The organism is Halostagnicola alkaliphila (genome assembly GCF_055379965.1).
On sequence record NZ_AP043826.1, the window covers coordinates 162,685 to 179,829 of the forward strand.

At 62.1% G+C, this 17,145-nt stretch carries 20 protein-coding genes; 11 read left to right on the plus strand and 9 right to left on the minus strand.

Annotated features, from left to right (window positions below):
- Positions 1 to 52: 52 nt before the first annotated feature.
- The 4 genes from ACZ5C7_RS05865 (at position 53) to ACZ5C7_RS05880 (ending at position 3,533) form a co-directional block, all read left to right on the plus strand.
- Entirely contained in the window at positions 53 to 1,150 is a 1,098-nt protein-coding gene (locus ACZ5C7_RS05865) for a WD40/YVTN/BNR-like repeat-containing protein (protein WP_464375416.1), read from the plus strand.
- A 142-nt stretch (positions 1,151 to 1,292) separates the two neighbouring features.
- Positions 1,293 to 1,619, plus strand: coding sequence for a 30S ribosomal protein S24e (locus tag ACZ5C7_RS05870; RefSeq protein WP_464375417.1), 327 nt, complete (start codon positions 1,293 to 1,295; stop codon positions 1,617 to 1,619).
- Positions 1,620 to 1,754 (plus strand): 30S ribosomal protein S27ae, encoded by a 135-nt coding sequence (locus ACZ5C7_RS05875; RefSeq protein ID WP_464375418.1) that lies wholly within the window; start codon positions 1,620 to 1,622, stop codon positions 1,752 to 1,754.
- Between the two features lie 3 nt (positions 1,755 to 1,757).
- On the plus strand, positions 1,758 to 3,533 hold the full coding sequence (locus tag ACZ5C7_RS05880; protein ID WP_464375419.1) for a bifunctional N(6)-L-threonylcarbamoyladenine synthase/serine/threonine protein kinase: 1,776 nt from the start codon (positions 1,758 to 1,760) through the stop codon (positions 3,531 to 3,533).
- A 21-nt stretch (positions 3,534 to 3,554) separates the two neighbouring features.
- On the opposite strand, the gene ACZ5C7_RS05885 is transcribed toward ACZ5C7_RS05880, so the two are convergent.
- Complete coding sequence (locus ACZ5C7_RS05885; RefSeq protein ID WP_464375420.1) at positions 3,555 to 3,896, minus strand: hypothetical protein; 342 nt, start codon at positions 3,894 to 3,896, stop codon at positions 3,555 to 3,557.
- Positions 3,893 to 4,252, minus strand: coding sequence for a MarR family transcriptional regulator (locus tag ACZ5C7_RS05890; protein ID WP_464375421.1), 360 nt, complete (start codon positions 4,250 to 4,252; stop codon positions 3,893 to 3,895). The genes ACZ5C7_RS05885 and ACZ5C7_RS05890 overlap by 4 nt, the downstream gene beginning before the upstream one ends.
- Positions 4,253 to 4,374: 122 nt before the next feature.
- Between ACZ5C7_RS05890 and pcp the strand changes: the two genes are divergently transcribed.
- Positions 4,375 to 5,016 (plus strand): pyroglutamyl-peptidase I, encoded by a 642-nt coding sequence (pcp, locus tag ACZ5C7_RS05895; protein ID WP_464375422.1) that lies wholly within the window; start codon positions 4,375 to 4,377, stop codon positions 5,014 to 5,016.
- Between the two features lie 77 nt (positions 5,017 to 5,093).
- Positions 5,094 to 5,387, plus strand: coding sequence for a DUF5808 domain-containing protein (locus ACZ5C7_RS05900; RefSeq protein ID WP_464375423.1), 294 nt, complete (start codon positions 5,094 to 5,096; stop codon positions 5,385 to 5,387).
- A gap of 108 nt (positions 5,388 to 5,495) precedes the next feature.
- Here the strand turns inward: ACZ5C7_RS05900 and ACZ5C7_RS05905 are convergent, their stop codons facing one another.
- Both ACZ5C7_RS05905 and ACZ5C7_RS05910 read right to left on the minus strand, forming a co-directional pair.
- Positions 5,496 to 6,668 (minus strand): sensor histidine kinase, encoded by a 1,173-nt coding sequence (locus ACZ5C7_RS05905; RefSeq protein ID WP_464375424.1) that lies wholly within the window; start codon positions 6,666 to 6,668, stop codon positions 5,496 to 5,498.
- Positions 6,669 to 6,772: 104 nt separating this feature from the next.
- The gene (locus tag ACZ5C7_RS05910) at positions 6,773 to 8,464 is read right to left on the minus strand and encodes an NADH-quinone oxidoreductase subunit D (RefSeq protein ID WP_464375425.1); all 1,692 of its coding nucleotides are present in this window, start codon (positions 8,462 to 8,464) and stop codon (positions 6,773 to 6,775) included.
- Between the two features lie 82 nt (positions 8,465 to 8,546).
- Between ACZ5C7_RS05910 and ACZ5C7_RS05915 the strand changes: the two genes are divergently transcribed.
- A complete protein-coding gene (locus ACZ5C7_RS05915) occupies positions 8,547 to 9,197 on the plus strand; it encodes a helix-turn-helix domain-containing protein (protein ID WP_464375426.1) in 651 nt (216 codons plus the stop codon).
- 544 nt (positions 9,198 to 9,741) lie between these two features.
- Here ACZ5C7_RS05915 and ACZ5C7_RS05920 read toward each other — a convergent pair.
- Positions 9,742 to 10,080: a hypothetical protein gene (locus ACZ5C7_RS05920; protein WP_464375427.1), complete on the minus strand. Its 339-nt coding sequence runs from the start codon at positions 10,078 to 10,080 to the stop codon at positions 9,742 to 9,744.
- Between the two features lie 329 nt (positions 10,081 to 10,409).
- Between ACZ5C7_RS05920 and ACZ5C7_RS05925 the strand changes: the two genes are divergently transcribed.
- From ACZ5C7_RS05925 to ACZ5C7_RS05935, 3 genes are all read left to right on the plus strand, one after another.
- Entirely contained in the window at positions 10,410 to 10,958 is a 549-nt protein-coding gene (locus tag ACZ5C7_RS05925; protein ID WP_464375428.1) for an XTP/dITP diphosphatase, read from the plus strand.
- A gap of 223 nt (positions 10,959 to 11,181) precedes the next feature.
- Complete coding sequence (locus tag ACZ5C7_RS05930) at positions 11,182 to 11,496, plus strand: nucleoside triphosphate pyrophosphohydrolase (RefSeq protein ID WP_464375429.1); 315 nt, start codon at positions 11,182 to 11,184, stop codon at positions 11,494 to 11,496.
- A gap of 149 nt (positions 11,497 to 11,645) precedes the next feature.
- Complete coding sequence (locus ACZ5C7_RS05935) at positions 11,646 to 12,536, plus strand: hypothetical protein (RefSeq protein ID WP_464375430.1); 891 nt, start codon at positions 11,646 to 11,648, stop codon at positions 12,534 to 12,536.
- A 368-nt stretch (positions 12,537 to 12,904) separates the two neighbouring features.
- On the opposite strand, the gene ACZ5C7_RS05940 is transcribed toward ACZ5C7_RS05935, so the two are convergent.
- The 4 genes from ACZ5C7_RS05940 to ACZ5C7_RS05955 all read right to left on the minus strand — a co-directional run bounded on the left by ACZ5C7_RS05940 (position 12,905) and on the right by ACZ5C7_RS05955 (position 15,819).
- Complete coding sequence (locus ACZ5C7_RS05940; protein WP_464375431.1) at positions 12,905 to 13,396, minus strand: DUF7384 family protein; 492 nt, start codon at positions 13,394 to 13,396, stop codon at positions 12,905 to 12,907.
- Positions 13,393 to 13,545, minus strand: coding sequence for a hypothetical protein (locus tag ACZ5C7_RS05945; protein WP_464375432.1), 153 nt, complete (start codon positions 13,543 to 13,545; stop codon positions 13,393 to 13,395). The genes ACZ5C7_RS05940 and ACZ5C7_RS05945 overlap by 4 nt, the downstream gene beginning before the upstream one ends.
- Before the next feature lie 73 nt (positions 13,546 to 13,618).
- Entirely contained in the window at positions 13,619 to 14,731 is a 1,113-nt protein-coding gene (locus ACZ5C7_RS05950; protein WP_464375433.1) for a putative sulfate/molybdate transporter, read from the minus strand.
- Between the two features lie 260 nt (positions 14,732 to 14,991).
- Positions 14,992 to 15,819 carry a hypothetical protein gene (locus tag ACZ5C7_RS05955; protein ID WP_464375434.1) on the minus strand — a complete coding sequence of 276 codons (828 nt, stop codon included), beginning with the start codon at positions 15,817 to 15,819 and terminating at the stop codon, positions 14,992 to 14,994.
- Between the two features lie 151 nt (positions 15,820 to 15,970).
- Between ACZ5C7_RS05955 and ACZ5C7_RS05960 the strand changes: the two genes are divergently transcribed.
- Positions 15,971 to 17,083: a HypE family hydrogenase expression/formation protein gene (locus ACZ5C7_RS05960; protein WP_464375435.1), complete on the plus strand. Its 1,113-nt coding sequence runs from the start codon at positions 15,971 to 15,973 to the stop codon at positions 17,081 to 17,083.
- Positions 17,084 to 17,145: the final 62 nt, after the last annotated feature.

A 17,145-nucleotide genomic window follows, 5' to 3' on the forward strand; every position in this document is an offset into this window, starting at 1 on the left:
GCGACAACGTGAGAGCCGAACACTTCTCACGCTCGCCGCCGTATCGACCGGCATGACTCGAGCGTACGCCGCGATGCGAGATCGACTGCTCGTCTGCGAACGGGCGGACAGTGACGGAACCGTCGAAATCCCGGACGAGGAGTGGCGCGTCACCGAACGACTCGAGGACTACGACCTCGAGTGCGTGGCCGCCTCGGCCGACGCGCCCGACCGCGTCTTCGTCGGGACGTTCGAAAACGGCCTCTTCCGGAGCACGGACGGCGGCGAGACATTCGACCGCCTTGAAACTGGGTTCGTGAGACACGACGGAAGCGAACCGGAACTCGGCGGAACCGACGGCAGTGACGGCGACGCCCACGGCGGCAACGAAGCCGTCATGTCGCTCGCGATCAGCCCCCACGACTCGGACGTGCTCTACGCGGGGACCGAACCCAGTCGCGTCTACCGGTCGGAAGACGGCGGAGACACGTGGGCGGAACTCGAGGGCGTCGACGACCTTCCCTCGGAGCCACAGTGGTTCTTCCCGCCGCGGCCGAGCACCCACCACGTTCGCTGGCTCGAGGTCGATCCGTTCGACCCGGACCGACTCTACGTCGGGATCGAAGCCGGGGCGTTCGTCTTCAGCACCGATGGCGGGGAAACGTGGCACGAACGGCCCGAGGGCTCGAAACGGGACAACCACACTTTGGCGGTCCACGCCGACGCGGAGGGACGCGTCTACACCGCCGCGGGCGACGGCTACGCCGAGAGCGAGAACGGCGGCCAATCGTGGTCGCAACCACAGGAGGGACTCGAGCACCGCTACTGCTGGGGACTGGCCGTCGATCCAGGCGACCCCGACTCGGTGCTCGTCTCGAGTGCGAGCGGCGCAACGACGGCCCACACCGCACATCGAGGCGACGCTCACGTCTACCGAAAGCGAGACGGAACGCCGTGGGAACGACTCGGCGGACGCGGCCTTCCATCAGGTGACGGCGTGGTCCGGACGGTCCTCGAGACGACCGGCGAGCCGGGCGTCGTCTACGGGGTGAACAACAAGGGACTGTTCGCAAGCGAGGACTTCGGCGACTCGTGGGAGCGATGTGAGCTCGAGTGGCCGGACGAACTCGAAACGCGGACGCCGCGAGGACTGGTCGTCTGGTCGCTTTAGCGCAGCCGGTTAGGGCATGGCTGCGACTGGAACGAACCAGTCACGGCGAAAACCTGTGAGAGAAGGGACCCACCCGTCTCGTCCCCCGCTTCGAAATCCTTTTAGGCGCTACACGGGGATACTAGAGCAACTGAGTGATATCATGGACGTCGACATCATCTCCGAAACGGAGAATCCCATGTTGCACCGAACGGACGTCACGTTCGAGTTGACCCACGACGAGGCCACGCCGTCTCGTCTCCAGGTCCGTGACAGTCTCGCAGCGAAACTGAACAAAGAGGCCGGCGAGGTCGTTATCCGCAAGCTCGACACCAAGTTCGGGATGCGAAAGACCGTCGGACAGGCGAAAGTCTACGAAACCGCAGACTTCGCTCGAGACGTCGAACAGGACCACATGCTCGAGCGCAACAAGATCGTCGCCGACGCGGAGGACGAGGAAGCCGCCGAAGCGGAAGCGGAGGAAGCATAAATGTCCCGACACGAAGTCTACAACGACGACGGCTCGGCCGATCGCGAAAGCTGCCCGCGCTGTGGCGATACCTTCCTCGCCGACCACGGTGACCGCCAGCACTGCGGCAAGTGCGGCTACACCGAGTGGGAATAACGAATGCGAATCCTCGGAATCGAGGGCACCGCCTGGGCGGCCAGTGCGGCCGTTTACGATTCCGACGCCGACGCGGACATTTCTTCGGATGGTCACCTGACGAGCGACGCGGCCGCCGCCGGTGCCGAAAACGCCACTTCTGACGGCGTCTTCATCGAGAGCGACGCCTACGAACCCGAAAGCGGCGGCATCCATCCTCGAGAAGCTGCAGAGCACATGCACGAGGCGATTCCGCGCGTGGTCGAGGCGGCCCTCGAGCACGCGCGGGAACTGCAGGAAACTGCGGACGAACGGGAGTCGACCGAAGGGCGATCGAATTCGCCGCCCGTGGATGCCGTCGCCTTCTCCCGCGGCCCCGGCCTCGGTCCCTGTCTTCGAATCGTCGGGACCGCGGCCCGCGCGTTGAGCCAGACGCTCGAGGTGCCGTTGATCGGCGTCAATCACATGGTCGCCCACCTCGAGATCGGCAGGCACACCTCCGGGTTCGACTCCCCGGTTTGCCTGAACGCGAGCGGGGCGAACGCTCACTTGCTAGCCTATCGGAACGGTCGATACCGCGTGCTCGGGGAAACGATGGACACCGGCGTCGGCAACGCCATCGACAAGTTCACCAGACACGTCGGTTGGAATCACCCCGGCGGGCCGAAGGTCGAGGCCGCGGCCAAAGACGGCGAGTATGTCGACCTCCCCTACGTCGTCAAAGGGATGGACTTCTCGTTTTCGGGAATCATGAGCGCCGCGAAACAGCGGTACGACGACGAGGCTGCCGTTGAGGACATCTGCTACTCCCTGCAGGAGAACATCTTCGCGATGCTCACCGAAGTCGCCGAGCGCGCGCTGTCTCTAACCGGTAGCGACGAACTCGTCCTCGGCGGCGGCGTCGGGCAGAACGCGCGCCTTCGGGAGATGCTCGAGGAGATGTGCGAGCAGCGCGGGGCTGATTTCCACGCGCCCGACCCGCGATTCCTGCAGGATAACGCCGGCATGATCGCCGTTCTCGGGGCGAAGATGTACGAGGCGGGCGACACGCTCGAACTCGAGGACTCGCACGTCGATCCGAACTTCCGTCCAGACCAGGTGCCGGTCACCTGGCGCGGGCCTTCCGACCGAATCGAGGGCTTCGCAGACGACGCCGGCGACGTTCGCGGTGCCGAGGCGCTCGTGACCCTCGAGCCCGATCGAGGCGATCTCGGTCGGGTGACCAAGAACCGCCGGTCGAAGTCTTACCGTCACCCGGAACTCGACGAACGACTGCGTCGCGAGCGGACGCGAATCGAAGCCCGGCTGACGAACCTGGCCCGACGCGAGGGAGTTCCGACGCCCGTTCTCACCGATGTCGATACCACGGAAGCAACGCTTGAGTTCGAGTACGTCGGCGAGTCGGACCTCCGGGAGTCTCTGACCGCTGAGCGCGTTCGCGACGTCGGTCGCCACCTCGCGACTATCCACCGGGCGGGATTCGTCCACGGCGACCCGACGACGCGAAACGTCCGCGTCGGGCGACAGACCGCGACGGCGAACGAGCGAACGGACGGAGACCGCGAGCGGCGACCGGATCGAACCTCTCTGATCGATTTCGGTCTCGGCTACCACACGGACCACGTCGAGGACTACGCGATGGACATCCACGTCTTCGATCAGAGTCTCGTCGGTACCGCAGACGACCCCGACCCGCTCCGGGAAGCGCTTCGGGCGGGGTATCGAGACGAGGGTGAAAAGCGAGTTCTCGAGCGACTCGAGGACGTCGAAGGACGCGGACGGTACGTTTCGGAGTCGTAGGTAGTCTCCAAAAAGCAGTCGTTACTGAATGTCTGTCGGTGGAGCGAGATACGCCTGCATGGACTCGATAACGGTCTGTACGAACGTCTCGCACAGACGACCCTGTCGACGAACGATCGCAGCGTGTTTCGGAGATGCAGTCGACCACGGCGACGCGTAACTCTGTTTAGGCATGCCACCAGTTATCCAGTCAGCAGAATCTATCGGAACGGTGCCATCGTGTGGCGTCGTTGTCAGTGTGACCGTCATGTATTGCTCCTCGCCGAACGGGTGTGTATCGTTGTTGATGAGCCACGGACGAGGGTTTTCTGTCGATTTGAACGGGTCAGGTCCCCAAACAACGTCCCCTCGTTGATAGCTCATTTCTGATCCTCGTCTTCGACGGCGTGTTCCAGCCACTCGTCCATGTCTTCCTCGCCAAAGCGATCGTTCGCAGTGCGGGTACTCTCGAGCGTACTCGCGTACGCTGCAATCTCTTCGTCTGCGCCAAGTGCCCAGTACTTGCCTTTGTGTCGAACGAGACCCCGGTCCTCAAGGCGAGAGAGGACGACACTGATACTACCAGCTTTCACACCGGTCGCGTCGCGGATCTCACTTTGCGTAAACGCCTGGTCTGGATGGGCCGCGAGAAACTGCATGACCCGCTCGGCATTCGTCTCGCCACCGTTGGCGAGTCGATCCTCGGCGGTAGATTCGAACGTCTCGATATCGATCGGCATGTAGATAGGTTGTCATCGAATGTATTAGATGTATCGGTGTATTCGGTGGATCCGGAACGGATATCGATGTTCGAATCGGAACGTTTCTCTCACTCCTCGAGCCTGAAACCACTAGACGACTCATGAGCACAGTCCTTCTCACCGGCTACGAACCGTTCGGCGAGTTCGAGACGAACCCGGCCCAACGACTGGCGGAGCGACTCGACGGAACCGAAATCGCAGACGCCGCGGTCGTCGGGACGGTGCTCCCCGTCACGTTCGACCGGGCTCGAGCGCAACTCGAGGACGCCCTCGCAACCTACGACCCCGACATCGTTTGTTCGCTCGGCCTCGCCGCGGGTCGGAACACCCTCTCGCTCGAGCGCGTCGGCATCAACTGCCGGGATACGACGGCGTCGGAGATTCCCGACAACGCAGGGCGGGAGGTGGCGGACGAACCCGTCGTCGAAAGCGGTCCGGCGGCGTACTTCGCGACGCTCCCGCTTCGAAAGATGAAGGCGGCGATGGTCGAGGACGGCGTTCCGACTGCGCTCTCGAGCGACGCCGGAACCCACCTCTGTAACAACCTGTTGTACACCGCTTGCCACCTCGCCGAAACCGACGCGAACGCCCACACGTTCGACGCGGGCTTCGTCCACGTTCCCTTCTCCCACGAACAGGCCGCCCAGCGGGACGACGGGGAACCGAGTCTTTCCGTCGAAGCGATGGAACGCGGGCTGATCTCGGGCCTCGAGGTTGCACTCGAGCGGGCGACGTTCGAGTAGGTTTCGACGAAGCGAGGATTCTTCGAGGGCGAGAAGGTCACACAATATTCTTATCAGGCGAGGCCGTACGTCCGTCCATGGTAGACAAGCCGACCTCCGGAGAGATCCTCGGGGTACCGTACAACTTCGAACGTCCAAGTATCGGCCGGATGCTCTCCTCGTACTGGAAACCGGGCGAAGGAATGCTCGTCGAGAAGCCCTTCGGCGTCGGCTACACCCTGAACCTCGCCAACTGGCGATCGTGGGTCGTCGTCCTCGTCGCCGGTGCCCTGCTCTATCAGCAGGAAGCGAGCGGTTCCGCAGAGGAAGCCGAAGACGTTCAGGACGACGAACCGGTCGAAGTGATCGTCGACGACGACGGCGACGACTGATCGGCTCATAGCGGACTCAGCTTCCTCGTTCGTTTCCGATAGCGGGCTCCTTGAGCGCGTCGTTTCGGTGAATCGCGAATGTTCAACGTATCCGAACGCCCTCGTACGCTACGTTTCCGGCCCAGGTTCCGCCGAACGCGTCGTTTCAAGATCGGAAGCGATAGTAAACGAGAACGTCGATCCCTCGTGAGGGGTCGATTCTACCCAGATGCTCCCGTCGTGCCGTTCGACGATCCGTTGACAGAGCGCGAGTCCGATCCCGGATCCGGCGTGTTCGTCGACGGCGTGGAGTCGCTGAAAGATCTCGAAGATGCGTTGCTGGTTGTCGGGATCGATCCCGATCCCGTCGTCGCGGACCGAAATCACCCATTCGGAGCCGTTCTTCTTTGCCGAAACGTGAATTCGTGGTGGGTCGTCGCCGCTGTACTCGATCGCGTTGCTCAACAGGTTCTGGAACAGTTGGCCGAGTTGACTCGCATCGCCCCGAACGCGAGGAAGGGGGTCCCTCGTGATCTCGGCGTCGCTCTCGCCGATCCTGATCCGCAAGTTCGTGAGTGCATCGTCGAGTAGTTCGTCGAGATCGACGGGCTCGAACTGATTCCCTTGCGTTTCGATCCGCGAGTACTCGAGCAAGTCGTTCACCATCACGTGCATTCGGTCTGCTCCGTCGACCGCGAACCCGATGAACTCCTCGGCGTCCTCGTCGAGGTCGTCGGCGTATCGGCTCTCTAGCAGTTGGAGATACCTCGAGATCATTCGCAGTGGTTCCTGGAGGTCGTGCGAGGCGGCCGAGGCGAAGTGATCCAATCGTTCGTTCGACGTTTTCAACCGCTGATTCGCGTCTTCGAGCTGTGCCTGCGTTCGGTGTAGTTCCTGGTTTCGCCGGGTGACTTCCTGTTCGCGGGTGAGCGCCTGCGCCTCGAGAATTCCGATCCCGAGTCCCGCGACGGATCCGAGCGCGAGTGCGATCGCGCGTTCGCCGAACGTGAACGAAGCGGCGACGTTGGGGTGGACGATCCGCAGGACGAGAAAGACGAACATCACGGCGATACCGGCGAGACACCAGCCCACGATTCGCGGATAGAGGTCGGGATCGAGGTCGGTGCGCGACAGCCAGCTGCCGACGTACAGAAACAGAAATCCAGGAAAGCTGATCAGCATGAAATCGATCACCGCGACCAGCGCGTCCCCACCACCGGCTACCTCGAGGATCGATTGAAGTGCCGCGACGACGATAAATAGGAATCCCAACGCGTAGATATAGCGCGATTGGTGGGGCATTTCCGGATATACGGCGCGACCATATTTTAGGGGTACGGTCGGTATATCATCCGATTAGAGACTATCAGGATTTCGATTACGTCGAAGCGTTTCGAGGCCCATCGCTATCGATCGACTTCGCCCATGATACAGTCGAGGCTCCCGATCGAGGCGATCAGGTCGGCGACGTACTCCCCTCGAGCGAGTTGGGGAAGTACGGAGAGATTCGAAAAACAGGGGCTTCGGATCTTGAACCGCGCCGGCGTCTCCGTTCCGTCCGCACGGATGTAGATCCCGAGTTCGCCCTTCGCGGCCTCGACGGCGCGGTAGATTTCCGAATCCGCGTCGGGTTTCAGGGTTCGGGGCACGTTCGCCTGCACGTCCCGTTCGTCGACGGGCCACTCCTCGAGTAAGTCGAGACACTGTGCGACGATCTTGGCGGACTCTTCGACCTCTCGCATCCGTACGAGGACGCGGCTGTAGTTGTCGCCGTCGTCCTCGGTGACGACGTCCCACTCGAGGTTCGGGTAGTAGCCGTAGGGATCGTCCCGACGGAGGTCGTAGTCGACGCCCGATCCGCGGGCGACCGGGCCGGTACAGCCGTAGTCCTTCGCGACGTCGGGCTCGAGGACGCCGGTGTCGACACAGCGAATCTGGAAGATTTCGTTCCCGACGAGCAGGTCGTGGTATTCGTCGATCTTCGCGGGTAACTCCGCGAGGAGGTCCCGGGTTCGTCGGACGAACTCCTCGCGCGGTTCGGGCAGATCCCAGGCCACGCCGCCGAGTCGGAGGTAGTTGAACATCATCCGCTGGCCGGTGAGTTCCTCGAGGATATCGAGGATCAGTTCGCGGTCGCGCATCGCGTACTGGAAGGCGACGGTGAACTCGCCGACGACGTCGAGGGCGTAGGTGCCAAGCGCGATGAAGTGCGAGGCCATCCTCGAGAGCTCTGCACCCATCGTTCGGATCACTTGCGCGTATTCGGGGACGTCGATATCAGCCAGATCCTCGGCCGCTCGAGCGTAGGCCCACTCGTTGAGCAGGCCCGAGGAGACCCAATCCCAGCGATCAGGGTAGGGCATGATCTGGTGACGGTACGTACTCTGCTGGCACATTTGCTCCTCGCAGCGGTGAATGTAGCCGATGTCGGGCTCGGCGTCGACGACCGTCTCCCCGTCGAGGATCGCCTTGACGTGGAGGACCCCGTGCGTGGAGGGGTGGTGGGGACCGATGTTGAGGAACATCGTCTCCGATTCGGGGTCGCGTTCGTCGCCCGCGATCGGGTTCGCGTGCTCCGTGAGCGTGACGACCTGTGGCTTCGTCTGATCGTACTCTCGCGCCAACGGGTGGCCCTGCCAGGTCTCGGGTAGAAGTATCCGTCGCAGGTCGGGATGGTCCTCGAACTCGATCCCGACGAGGTCGTAGGCCTCGCGTTCGTGCCACTCCGCGGTCGTGTAGACGGACGACGCCGACTCGCTGACCGGATCGTCAATCGCCGTCGGAACGACGACGCTCAGTTCTCGGGTCGGATCGGCGTACGACCGGAGGTGGTAGATCGTCTCGAATCGATCTTGATACTGTTGGGCGGTGACGCACGCACAGTGGTCGAAATCGGCCCGCTCGCGAAGCGTCTCGAGAACGCCCGTAACCTCGTCGGGCCGAACGACGATCCCCGGCGCGTTGACGTGGTCGTCTCGAGCGAGGATCGCCTCGCCGAGCAGGTCCTCGAGATCGGCTTCGGTCCGCCCGTCCCCCGCGTTCGCCGTGTCGGTTCGCACGTTTTCCTCGAGCGCCTCGGATTCGGAACCTGTCGACATAACTCGACGTTCGAACGAATCTCGTGAATCGATTGTGCACCAGTCGCTAGGCTATTTATATACTCGAACCGATCTGCGGACGATGAAGACCGTTCGGTTGATCCTGCGCCACGACGCCGAGACGATCCATCCGATGCACCGGTTCGTCGCCGAGCACGACGCGTTCGACTCCTACCGAATGGTTCACGGAAACTTCAGCGGCGAGGAGGAGCGGTCGTTCATCTTCCACGTCGTCGGCGACGCGACGGTCTACGAACGAGCCCTAGAGGAGTTCGGCGGGACGATTTCATACGATCTCACGAAAACGAGCGATCGGTCGTTCTCCGTCTACGTCCGCGACGCTCCGGAGGAGGTCGGCCAGGAGTTGCTCGCGGCGTTTACGCGGGGCACGCTCGTCGCCCTCCCGCCGGTCGAGTACTGCGACGACTGGACGATCCGCTTCTCGGTCGTCGGCGAATCGGACGACCTCCGGCGCGCCCTCGAGACGGTTCCGGACGGGATCGACGCGACCGTCCAGCGGATCGGCGAGTACGAGCGGCCCGATTCCGCCCCGATGTCGCTGACCGAGCGCCAGCGGGAAGCCCTCCGCGTCGCTCGAGCGAAGGGGTACTACGACGTGCCTCGAGCGGGAAGCGTCGAGGACGTCGCCAAGGAGTTGGGGGTTGCGCCGGGGACGGCCGCCGAACACCTCCAGAAGGCCGAATCGAGGGTGGTCCGCGGCCTCGAATTGTGAGTTGATTTGTAGAGAAGTGATTAGTGTGCGGTGGCGCGCGCTGAGTCGCGGCGAGCGAAGCGAGGCGTGAGCGGAGTGAAGGCCTCGAGAAGCGAACGGTGACTATCAGGAACCGTGAGCCGCTGCGAGGCGCGACTCAACGATGCGCGGGGTCTTCGGTCACGGAGTGACCGAACGGCTTGGAAGTCGCGAAGCGTCTTCCAGTGGGCGAGTGAGCCGAGTGCGACGCCTGGTCGCGCAAGGCGAACGAGTCGGTTGGGGAGGGCGAGGACGCGGCTCTCATTGTGGCCCGTGCGAGCAGAACGCTCGAGCGGTCAGCCAAAGCTGCAATTGCAATGGAGAGTCATACGGTTTACTGTAAGTCATTTCCGGCGCAACCGCGTCCAGTCCTGCGGTTGCACCGGTGGACTCGCTCCGCTCCTCCACCGAGGCTCGTCACACACGGTTCGACTCACCGCCGGTAAATCGTTGCAGTAATCCGTATCAGTTGACGCTACCAGAGGCGATCTTCAGACGACTGTGGGACACGACCAATGGTTTCCCGTCATTCGGGAACTGCTTCGAGCAAGAACCGATCGCTGTCAGTCGAAACGACGAACTCGTAGCTTTGGTCGACTCGAACGGCCGTGAACACGTCGAAGTACGTCAAATACGTCCCGAATTCATCTGCTTCGAGATCGTTTTCCGGATCGTCGGTTGCGAGCTCGATGCTGAGTTCTGCCTCGAGCCGTTCGAATTCGTCGTGCAATTCGCTCATGGGCAAATCCCCCGCTTCGAGAGCGGGATCGAGTTCGTCAGCGTCAACTCCATCTGGGAAGGCGAATCCTTCGATTCCGTCCTCGTCAGCAGAGAGAATGGATCCATGACCGCCATCGGCTGTCACTCCGAGCAACCGTCGAGCACTGACTTCACCGGTAATCGTGGTATCGTCCGACGAGTCGGTGAGACAGCCAGCAGTTCCGGTAAGACAGACTCCGCACAGAGTACCGAATTTTCTTCTAGAAATGTCCATGATCCATATTCCTCTAATTTGTTTAGAAAGTGTTGATTTTTAATATTTTCGCACCCTGCCAAGAGTTCTGCACGCTCAGTAGTTTTACCATATCGTTGTCCAGCTGGAGAGAGACCGTCCCCTACCGTATGGGTGTTCGAGTCCTCGTCTCCGGGAAAGACACCGACGACGCTTTAGCCCTCCCGAACACCTCCTCTCGTATGACCATCCAGTTCGTCACCGGAAACGAGGGGAAGGTGCGCGAGGCGACCACCTACCTCGAGGGCATCGAACCCGTCGAACAGGTCGACTACGACTACACGGAGGTCCAGAGCGACGACCTCGCGGAGATCGCCGCCCACGGAGCGCTCGAGGCCTACGAAGAATTGGGTGCCGACGAGCCGGTGTTGGTCGACGACGCTGGGCTGTTCGTCGACGCTCTCGGCGGGTTTCCGGGCCCCTATTCCTCGTTCGTCGAGGACACCGTCGGCGTCGAACGGCTCTGGCGACTGGCGAGCGAGGAGGAGAACCGACGCGCACGATTCCGGACGGTGCTGGCCTACTGCGACGAGAACGGGACCGAGACGTTCGACGGCTCCGTGGCCGGAACGCTGGTCGCGCCTCGAGGCGAGGGCGGCTTCGGCTACGACCCCATCTTCGAGTACAACGGCCAGACGATGGCCGAAATGAGCACCGAGGAGAAAAACGCCGTCTCCCACCGCGGCCGGGCGCTGGCGACGTTCGCCGAGTGGTGCGACGAGGAACGGTAGCTCGTCTGCGAGCCGTTATGAGGTTCCAGCGGTATATTGATGACCGTCCTCGAGTGGAACCTGCCGCTCGAGCGGCCTCAACCGCCTGTCACTAGCAGCAGTTGGTAGCGCGATTTCTGTATCCAGTTCAACGTCTGAAACTGAACTCCTCGATTTGGTAAGTGTGTGTGCCTATTGAGCGTCCATCAGTATCCTTTTTAATTGAATTTTCGAAGAACTACTAATGACGCGTGAGTTTGACAAGCTTGTCAGGGACGAGATTCCAACAGTTATCAAACAGAACGGAGAAGAGCCCGTGACCACCAGTGTTTCCGGCGAAACATATTCTAACCGGCTAGTGGAAAAATTGGAGGAAGAAGTGGTAGAGTATCGAGAATCTCGCTCTTTGGAGGAGTTAGCGGATGTCTTGGAGGTTGTCCACGCGATTCGGAAGAACAAGGGAGAAAGTGTCGCTGAACTACATGAAAAGCGCGAAGAGAAGGCTGAACAGCGGGGTCGGTTCGATGAAGGGATTGTCCTCAAACGGGTTGAAGAATAGTCATATTCAATCGTGATTTTTCGCCCGACAACTGCCACCCGTTCCTGATTTGGCAGTCGGCAACCGTCGTTCCCAATTTTTAGCGTCCGACGATCGGTCGTGACGAACAGTACTTTCAAGAGCATGTGTCAATATAAGCCAATTATCGTATGACCTCGCTTCGATCTCCCCTCCCACCCATCCAACCCGTTCGCGACGGCCTGACGGACGAATCGTTACGGTTCGCGATTCTCGCCGGGCTCGCGACAGTTCCGTTCACCCTCCTCCTTTCCCGGGAACCCGTCACGGACGGGGTGGTTTTCCTCGGCGGAACGACCTCCGGTGCACCACTGCTACTGGCCGCATTGGTCGTCGGCTACCGCTACAGCGACCGGGAAACGACGGCTCGACGCGCCGGCATATGGACCGGGCTCGCGGCCTCGACTGGAACGGTACTCATCTATCTCGCCAACACCGCGACGACGATGTGGAACGCCTCCGCGGAGCTGGCCGCGATTTCCGCCGTTCTGACGCCGCCTACTATCATCCTCGGCGTCGGGCTCACCGTACTCGTAACCACGGCGGTCGCTATGTTCGTCGGGTGGATGGCGACGCGACTCGATCGGAATCAGAGAGTCGTCGAACCGAACGAAACCGTGGATCGAACCGTTCGGAACTCGCGCTGGTGGATCCCCGTGGCGGTGTACGCGCTCGCGGCACCGGTCACGCTCGTCGGGGTGTTCGCCCTCGAGTCCCAGAGCGAGCTTCACGGATTGCTCGCTGGTCTGCTCATGATCTGCCTCGCGTTCTTTTCGGTACTCGCGTTCGTTTCGCTCTTTATCGACGCGACCGCCCCTCGAGCCGCGGAAACGGACTGGATTCCGAATATGTGGCTGTATATGGGTCTCCCGATCGGCGGCTACGCGCTCGTCTATCTAGCCGCGGCGATTCAGCAAGTACCAGGGCCGTCGGGCCCCGGCATGTTCGGATTCCTCACCGGCCTCTGGGCTGCAGCGATACTGTATGTCGTTGCACGGCACCGCCACGTCGGAACGATATAAAAGATAGACAAGTCAGCTAAAGGAACTCTGTTTTACAAATACAGCGTCTCTGTAATCACTCACAAACGCATACACCGCCTTCGGTAAGGGTATTCGGTTTACTTTTCATAGCAAAGAATTGCTTCGTCTTTCCACTTAAACTTTATATATAATTCGGGTGTTCGTTTATATACTGTCCGTGCACAGGAACCCGACGAGTACTCCGATCGTTCGAAAACGCTGCGATCTTCCGACCGTTCGAGCTGTAAATCCATCTCGAGAATCCATCGCGAAAGGCAGTCCGGACGGACGAGAGAGAATCTTCTTCTCGAATTGCTCAATAAGGGAGGTTCGCATTACTGACGAATATGCAAGCAGGTCACTAGACACTACGGCGATTTCCCGTCTCGAGGATCCCGATCCGGGCCGGGATACGCCCCGTCGTGACCCTCCACGGTCCGGTACAAACTTTCGGGATCGAACAGGGTCGCGAACGCGTCCGGCGGACGGATACTGAGCGACACTCGAGGTTGCAGCGTCAACCCGGCTTTCGCCGATCCGAGTCGTTCGTCGTAGCTCAGCAGGTGGGCGGCGTTGCCCTGATAGGCCGAGGCCAGCGCGGGGTGGTCCTCCGCGGGCTGTTCGACGCGAACGCGCTCGGCCTCGAGTCGTTCGCGGTGGGCGGCCGCGAGTTCCTTGTCGGCCAGCGACGCGACGAGCCGTTCGGTCTCGGCGAGCAGTTCGTCGCTCGCGAGGAGCTCGACCCAGGAGTGTTCTCGGACGTGATCGAGGGCCGCTCGAGCGTCGCCGCCGACGAACAGATCGGCCGCGAAGACGTCCGCGTCGGCGACGACGCGGGTCGGAACCGGTTGGTCAGTCATCGGCCGCCCCTCTCCTCGTCTCCGTCTGACTGTGGCGGGTTCTCGTCCGGTGAGGATTCGCGACGCTGCGCCTCGAACGTCTCCCGAATCGTCTCGCGGTCGACGTCGGCCGACTCGGCCCGATCGAAGAGGTCCGTCCAGTTCGTCATCGAACGCGAGTTGGGGCCGGACCGAAAAAGGCGTGCGCTTTTCTCGTCGGTATCGGTGGGCCTCCGTCCGAACCTAGACGCCGCGTTTCCGTCGCGCGAGCAGCCAAAAGACGATCGCTCCGAGGACGAACGCGACGCCGACGTTGACGAGCAGGCCGACGGCACCGACGCCGACGACGAGCGCGAGCGACTGGTGAGTATCGACGGGCTCGAAGGCGGCGCGGCCGAGTTCGAGCGCGACGACGACCAGCAGAACGCCGAGCAAGGCCATCGGGAAGGCCGCCAACAGTGCGCCGGCCGCGACGAGCGCGAGCGCGAGGTAGCCGATCCCGAGCATCACGTTCGCGCCGCCGGTTCGGGCTCCGAAAGCGTATTTTCCGGCGAGCCCCCCGCTTCCATGGCACATCGGCACGCCGCCGAACGGAACCGCCGCGAGGCAGGTAACGCCCATACTCTGGGAGAGATCGTCGGCAGAGACGTCCCGGTCGTAGAGGTCCCCACAGAGTAACGCGGTGGCGATCGCCGCGTTGCCGACGGTCATCCCCAGTTGAGCGACGGTACCCTCGAGCGCCGCCCCGGTGAACGAGGGGGTTCCCGCCGGGAAGAGCGCGGCTTCGGGAACTCGAGGAGTCGGAACGCCCGCGTACGCGACCGCGGCGATCCCCCCGAGTCCGAGCACGACCAGCACGCTCTGCTGGTGATAGCCGACGAGCGTGAACGCGACGACGACGGCGAAACCGGCGGCCGCAACGGGGAGGCTCTCGACGGACAGTCCGACCGCGGCCTCGAGTAAGAGTAAGGCAACGGCGAACTGAATACCGCGGATGACCGGTTCGCCGACGACGGTCTGGAGCTTCCCGACGAGTCCGAGCCGGCCGACGACGAGCAGGACGATTCCCGCGAGCAGCCCTGCGGCGGCGAGTTCCGGATACGAGAGCGTGCCGACGATCGCCAGACCGACGAGCGCTTTCATCGGCTCGACGGATAGCGGCATCCCGTAGTAGAGTCCCCAGACGATCTGAAACACGCCGAATCCGACGAGAACGTGTGGCAACGACACCGATGTCGTCGCTGCGAGTGCGACCAGCAGCGGTAAGACGGTAACCGAATCTCCTAGCGCACCCGTCAGTTCGCTCGTCGAAAACTCGAGCGACTCTCGAGTCGAATACTGTGACGAATGCGCCATCTGTAGCCACTAGGCCGACGATACCTTTTATTCTTCTCAGAAACCCTTCGACGTTATTTCTCGAGGGAAACGTAATTAATATCGTTTACAACCCTACTCGCTTCGGAAATTGGCTGACTGCCCTACGGCGATAGACGCCAAAAAGACGATGGGCGGGTCAGACCGGTCCGGAAGTCGTCTCGATCCGATGAACACCCGGCTCTGTTTCCTGCCACAGCGCCACAGTGCTGGTCCGGCACTACGAGGGTAATCCGGCGGCTCTACGCTGACTCGTTGCCTTCGCTAGCTTCGGCGTCTTCGGCGTCTTCGACGTCCTCTATATCCTCAATATCCTCAGCATCTTCGACGTCCTCCGCCGTTTCGGCGTCTTCGGGGAGTTGGATATCGACCGGTTCGTTGTGCTCGGAGATCGTCATCTCCGTCGACGACGAGATGGTCTCACCGCCGGAGGTCATCGTCAGATCGGCGTCGATACCGTGGATGTAGTTCGTCTCCTCGTCGACGTAGAGTTCGTAGGAGACGTCCTCGACGGTCGCTCCGGTCGCTTGGAAGTCCCGGGAGCTCTCGAGCTCCGCTTTGAGTTCGTCGGTCGATTCGACCGAGACGACGGTCGTTTCGACACCGTTGACGGTCTCGGTGCCGTCTTCGGTGAGCGTCCCGGATTCGATGAAGTCGGTCTGTGCCGCGAGCTGGGCACTTTCCTCCCAGACGTCGCCCTCGAGGTCCATCTCGAACCAGTCGCCGTCGATCGATGCGTACATCGTGTTCTCGATGATGTACTCCTCGACGTCGACAGTCTCGTTTTCGGAGATGAGCTGGTTGTCGGCGGTCGAACTCACGTGAGATCTATTCGCCGATTCGTTGATCGTTCCCTCCGAGACAACCGTTTCCTCACCGTTTGGCGTTTCGATCGTTTGCGTCATCTCGTACTGGTACGTGTCGACGGCTTCGACCTGTTGGAGGATCTCCGTCTGCTCGACCTCCTCGTCTCCGGGGTCGTCGCCGCCGGGCATCGCGCCGGAGCAACCGGCGATCAGAACGACCAGTACGACGGCCAGAACCGCGCTTTTTCGGATTGAATGTATCACGTTCCGTGAACGCTCAACGCACGGCTTCTAAACCGTTGTCCCGCAGTTCATTCCGCGAGAGATGACTGTCACAGAACCGTTATTGTCTCGGGACGGCCGAAGCTGTTCGGCGATCAGCACCGATAAGAGATCCTGACCGAAAGCGATCCTCGTGAGCGACCTTGGAAAAATCGACCGAACGTTCTTCGAACGCCACGTCGCCCCGAATCTCGGCGCGCGGCGAGACGATGTCGCGATCGGCCCCCAACACGGCGTCGACTTCGGCGTCCTCGATGTCGACGGGCGAGCGTTGGTGACCGCGACCGACCCGCTTTCGATCCTTCCGCCGCTCGGCCTCGAGCGCGCCGCGCGATTCGCGCTCGATTTGGTGCTCGCGGACGTCGCCGTCAGCGGCGTTTCGCCCTCGCATCTCTCGATCTGTTTTACCCTTCCCGAATCGATGAGCGACGAGGAATTCGCGACCGTCTGGGAGACGATCCACGCCGAGTGCGTCGATCTGGGCGTCTCCGTCGTCACGGGCCACACCGCCCGCTACTCGGACCCGTCCCATCCGTGGGTCGGCGCGGCGACCGCCATGGGCGTCGGCGACCACGACGAGATCGTTCGCCCCGACGGGGCTCGAGTCGGCGATAAACTCCTCCTCACGACCGGCCCCGGCGTCGAGTCGGTCGGCTTGCTAAGTACGTTGTTCGGGGATCAACTGGACCTTCCGGGCGGTGTGCTCGCGGACGCGCGAGAGCGGCTCGATGATGTCCACTGCGTCCGCGACGCGCTCGCGGCCGCCGCGGCCGGCCCCGTGACGGCGATGCACGACGTTACCGAAGGCGGCCTGGCTGGGGCGCTCAACGAGATGGCCGACGGCGCGAACCGGCGGGCGTCAGAGAGTACGAACGAAGTGGCCGGCCCAGATGTCCGATTCGAAATCGACCGCGCGGCGGTTCCGATCCGGGCGGGTGTCGCCGAGGTCTGTGCCGAACTCGAGATCGATCCGTGGCACGCGACGAGTTGTGGCTCGCTCGTGATCGCCGTCGATCCGGCGGGCGTCGATGCGGTCCGGAACGCCCTCGAGGACCGGGACACCGTCGTTGCCGAAATCGGGCGGGTGGTAGACGCCGATACCGGACGAGTGGCGGGCGAGAGCGAGGAGGTCGAGACAGATCGGCGGGACGCTCCAGACGGAGGCGTCCTCGTCGACGGGGAGCGGCTCGAACACCCCGACGTCGATCCGTCGTGGGGGGCGTACGCCGAATTGGCCGGTCAGTGAAATTGACACGACCGCCGCGGCGAGCAACACTGCGACACGGAGCCCACTACCCATTTGTACAA

What these genes read in the sequence shown, in the direction of transcription:
- ACZ5C7_RS05865 (WP_464375416.1), top strand. Translation starts at nt 53, where the DNA reads ATGACTCGAGCGTACGCCGCGATGCGAGATCGACTGCTCGTCTGCGAA.
- ACZ5C7_RS05870 (WP_464375417.1), top strand. Translation starts at nt 1,293, where the DNA reads ATGGACGTCGACATCATCTCCGAAACGGAGAATCCCATGTTGCACCGA.
- ACZ5C7_RS05875 (WP_464375418.1), top strand. Translation starts at nt 1,620, where the DNA reads ATGTCCCGACACGAAGTCTACAACGACGACGGCTCGGCCGATCGCGAA.
- ACZ5C7_RS05880 (WP_464375419.1), top strand. Translation starts at nt 1,758, where the DNA reads ATGCGAATCCTCGGAATCGAGGGCACCGCCTGGGCGGCCAGTGCGGCC.
- ACZ5C7_RS05885 (WP_464375420.1), bottom strand. Translation starts at nt 3,896, where the DNA reads ATGAGCTATCAACGAGGGGACGTTGTTTGGGGACCTGACCCGTTCAAA.
- ACZ5C7_RS05890 (WP_464375421.1), bottom strand. Translation starts at nt 4,252, where the DNA reads ATGCCGATCGATATCGAGACGTTCGAATCTACCGCCGAGGATCGACTC.
- pcp (WP_464375422.1), top strand. Translation starts at nt 4,375, where the DNA reads ATGAGCACAGTCCTTCTCACCGGCTACGAACCGTTCGGCGAGTTCGAG.
- ACZ5C7_RS05900 (WP_464375423.1), top strand. Translation starts at nt 5,094, where the DNA reads ATGGTAGACAAGCCGACCTCCGGAGAGATCCTCGGGGTACCGTACAAC.
- ACZ5C7_RS05905 (WP_464375424.1), bottom strand. Translation starts at nt 6,668, where the DNA reads ATGCCCCACCAATCGCGCTATATCTACGCGTTGGGATTCCTATTTATC.
- ACZ5C7_RS05910 (WP_464375425.1), bottom strand. Translation starts at nt 8,464, where the DNA reads ATGTCGACAGGTTCCGAATCCGAGGCGCTCGAGGAAAACGTGCGAACC.
- ACZ5C7_RS05915 (WP_464375426.1), top strand. Translation starts at nt 8,547, where the DNA reads ATGAAGACCGTTCGGTTGATCCTGCGCCACGACGCCGAGACGATCCAT.
- ACZ5C7_RS05925 (WP_464375428.1), top strand. Translation starts at nt 10,410, where the DNA reads ATGACCATCCAGTTCGTCACCGGAAACGAGGGGAAGGTGCGCGAGGCG.
- ACZ5C7_RS05930 (WP_464375429.1), top strand. Translation starts at nt 11,182, where the DNA reads ATGACGCGTGAGTTTGACAAGCTTGTCAGGGACGAGATTCCAACAGTT.
- ACZ5C7_RS05935 (WP_464375430.1), top strand. Translation starts at nt 11,646, where the DNA reads ATGACCTCGCTTCGATCTCCCCTCCCACCCATCCAACCCGTTCGCGAC.
- ACZ5C7_RS05940 (WP_464375431.1), bottom strand. Translation starts at nt 13,396, where the DNA reads ATGACTGACCAACCGGTTCCGACCCGCGTCGTCGCCGACGCGGACGTC.
- ACZ5C7_RS05945 (WP_464375432.1), bottom strand. Translation starts at nt 13,545, where the DNA reads ATGACGAACTGGACGGACCTCTTCGATCGGGCCGAGTCGGCCGACGTC.
- ACZ5C7_RS05950 (WP_464375433.1), bottom strand. Translation starts at nt 14,731, where the DNA reads ATGGCGCATTCGTCACAGTATTCGACTCGAGAGTCGCTCGAGTTTTCG.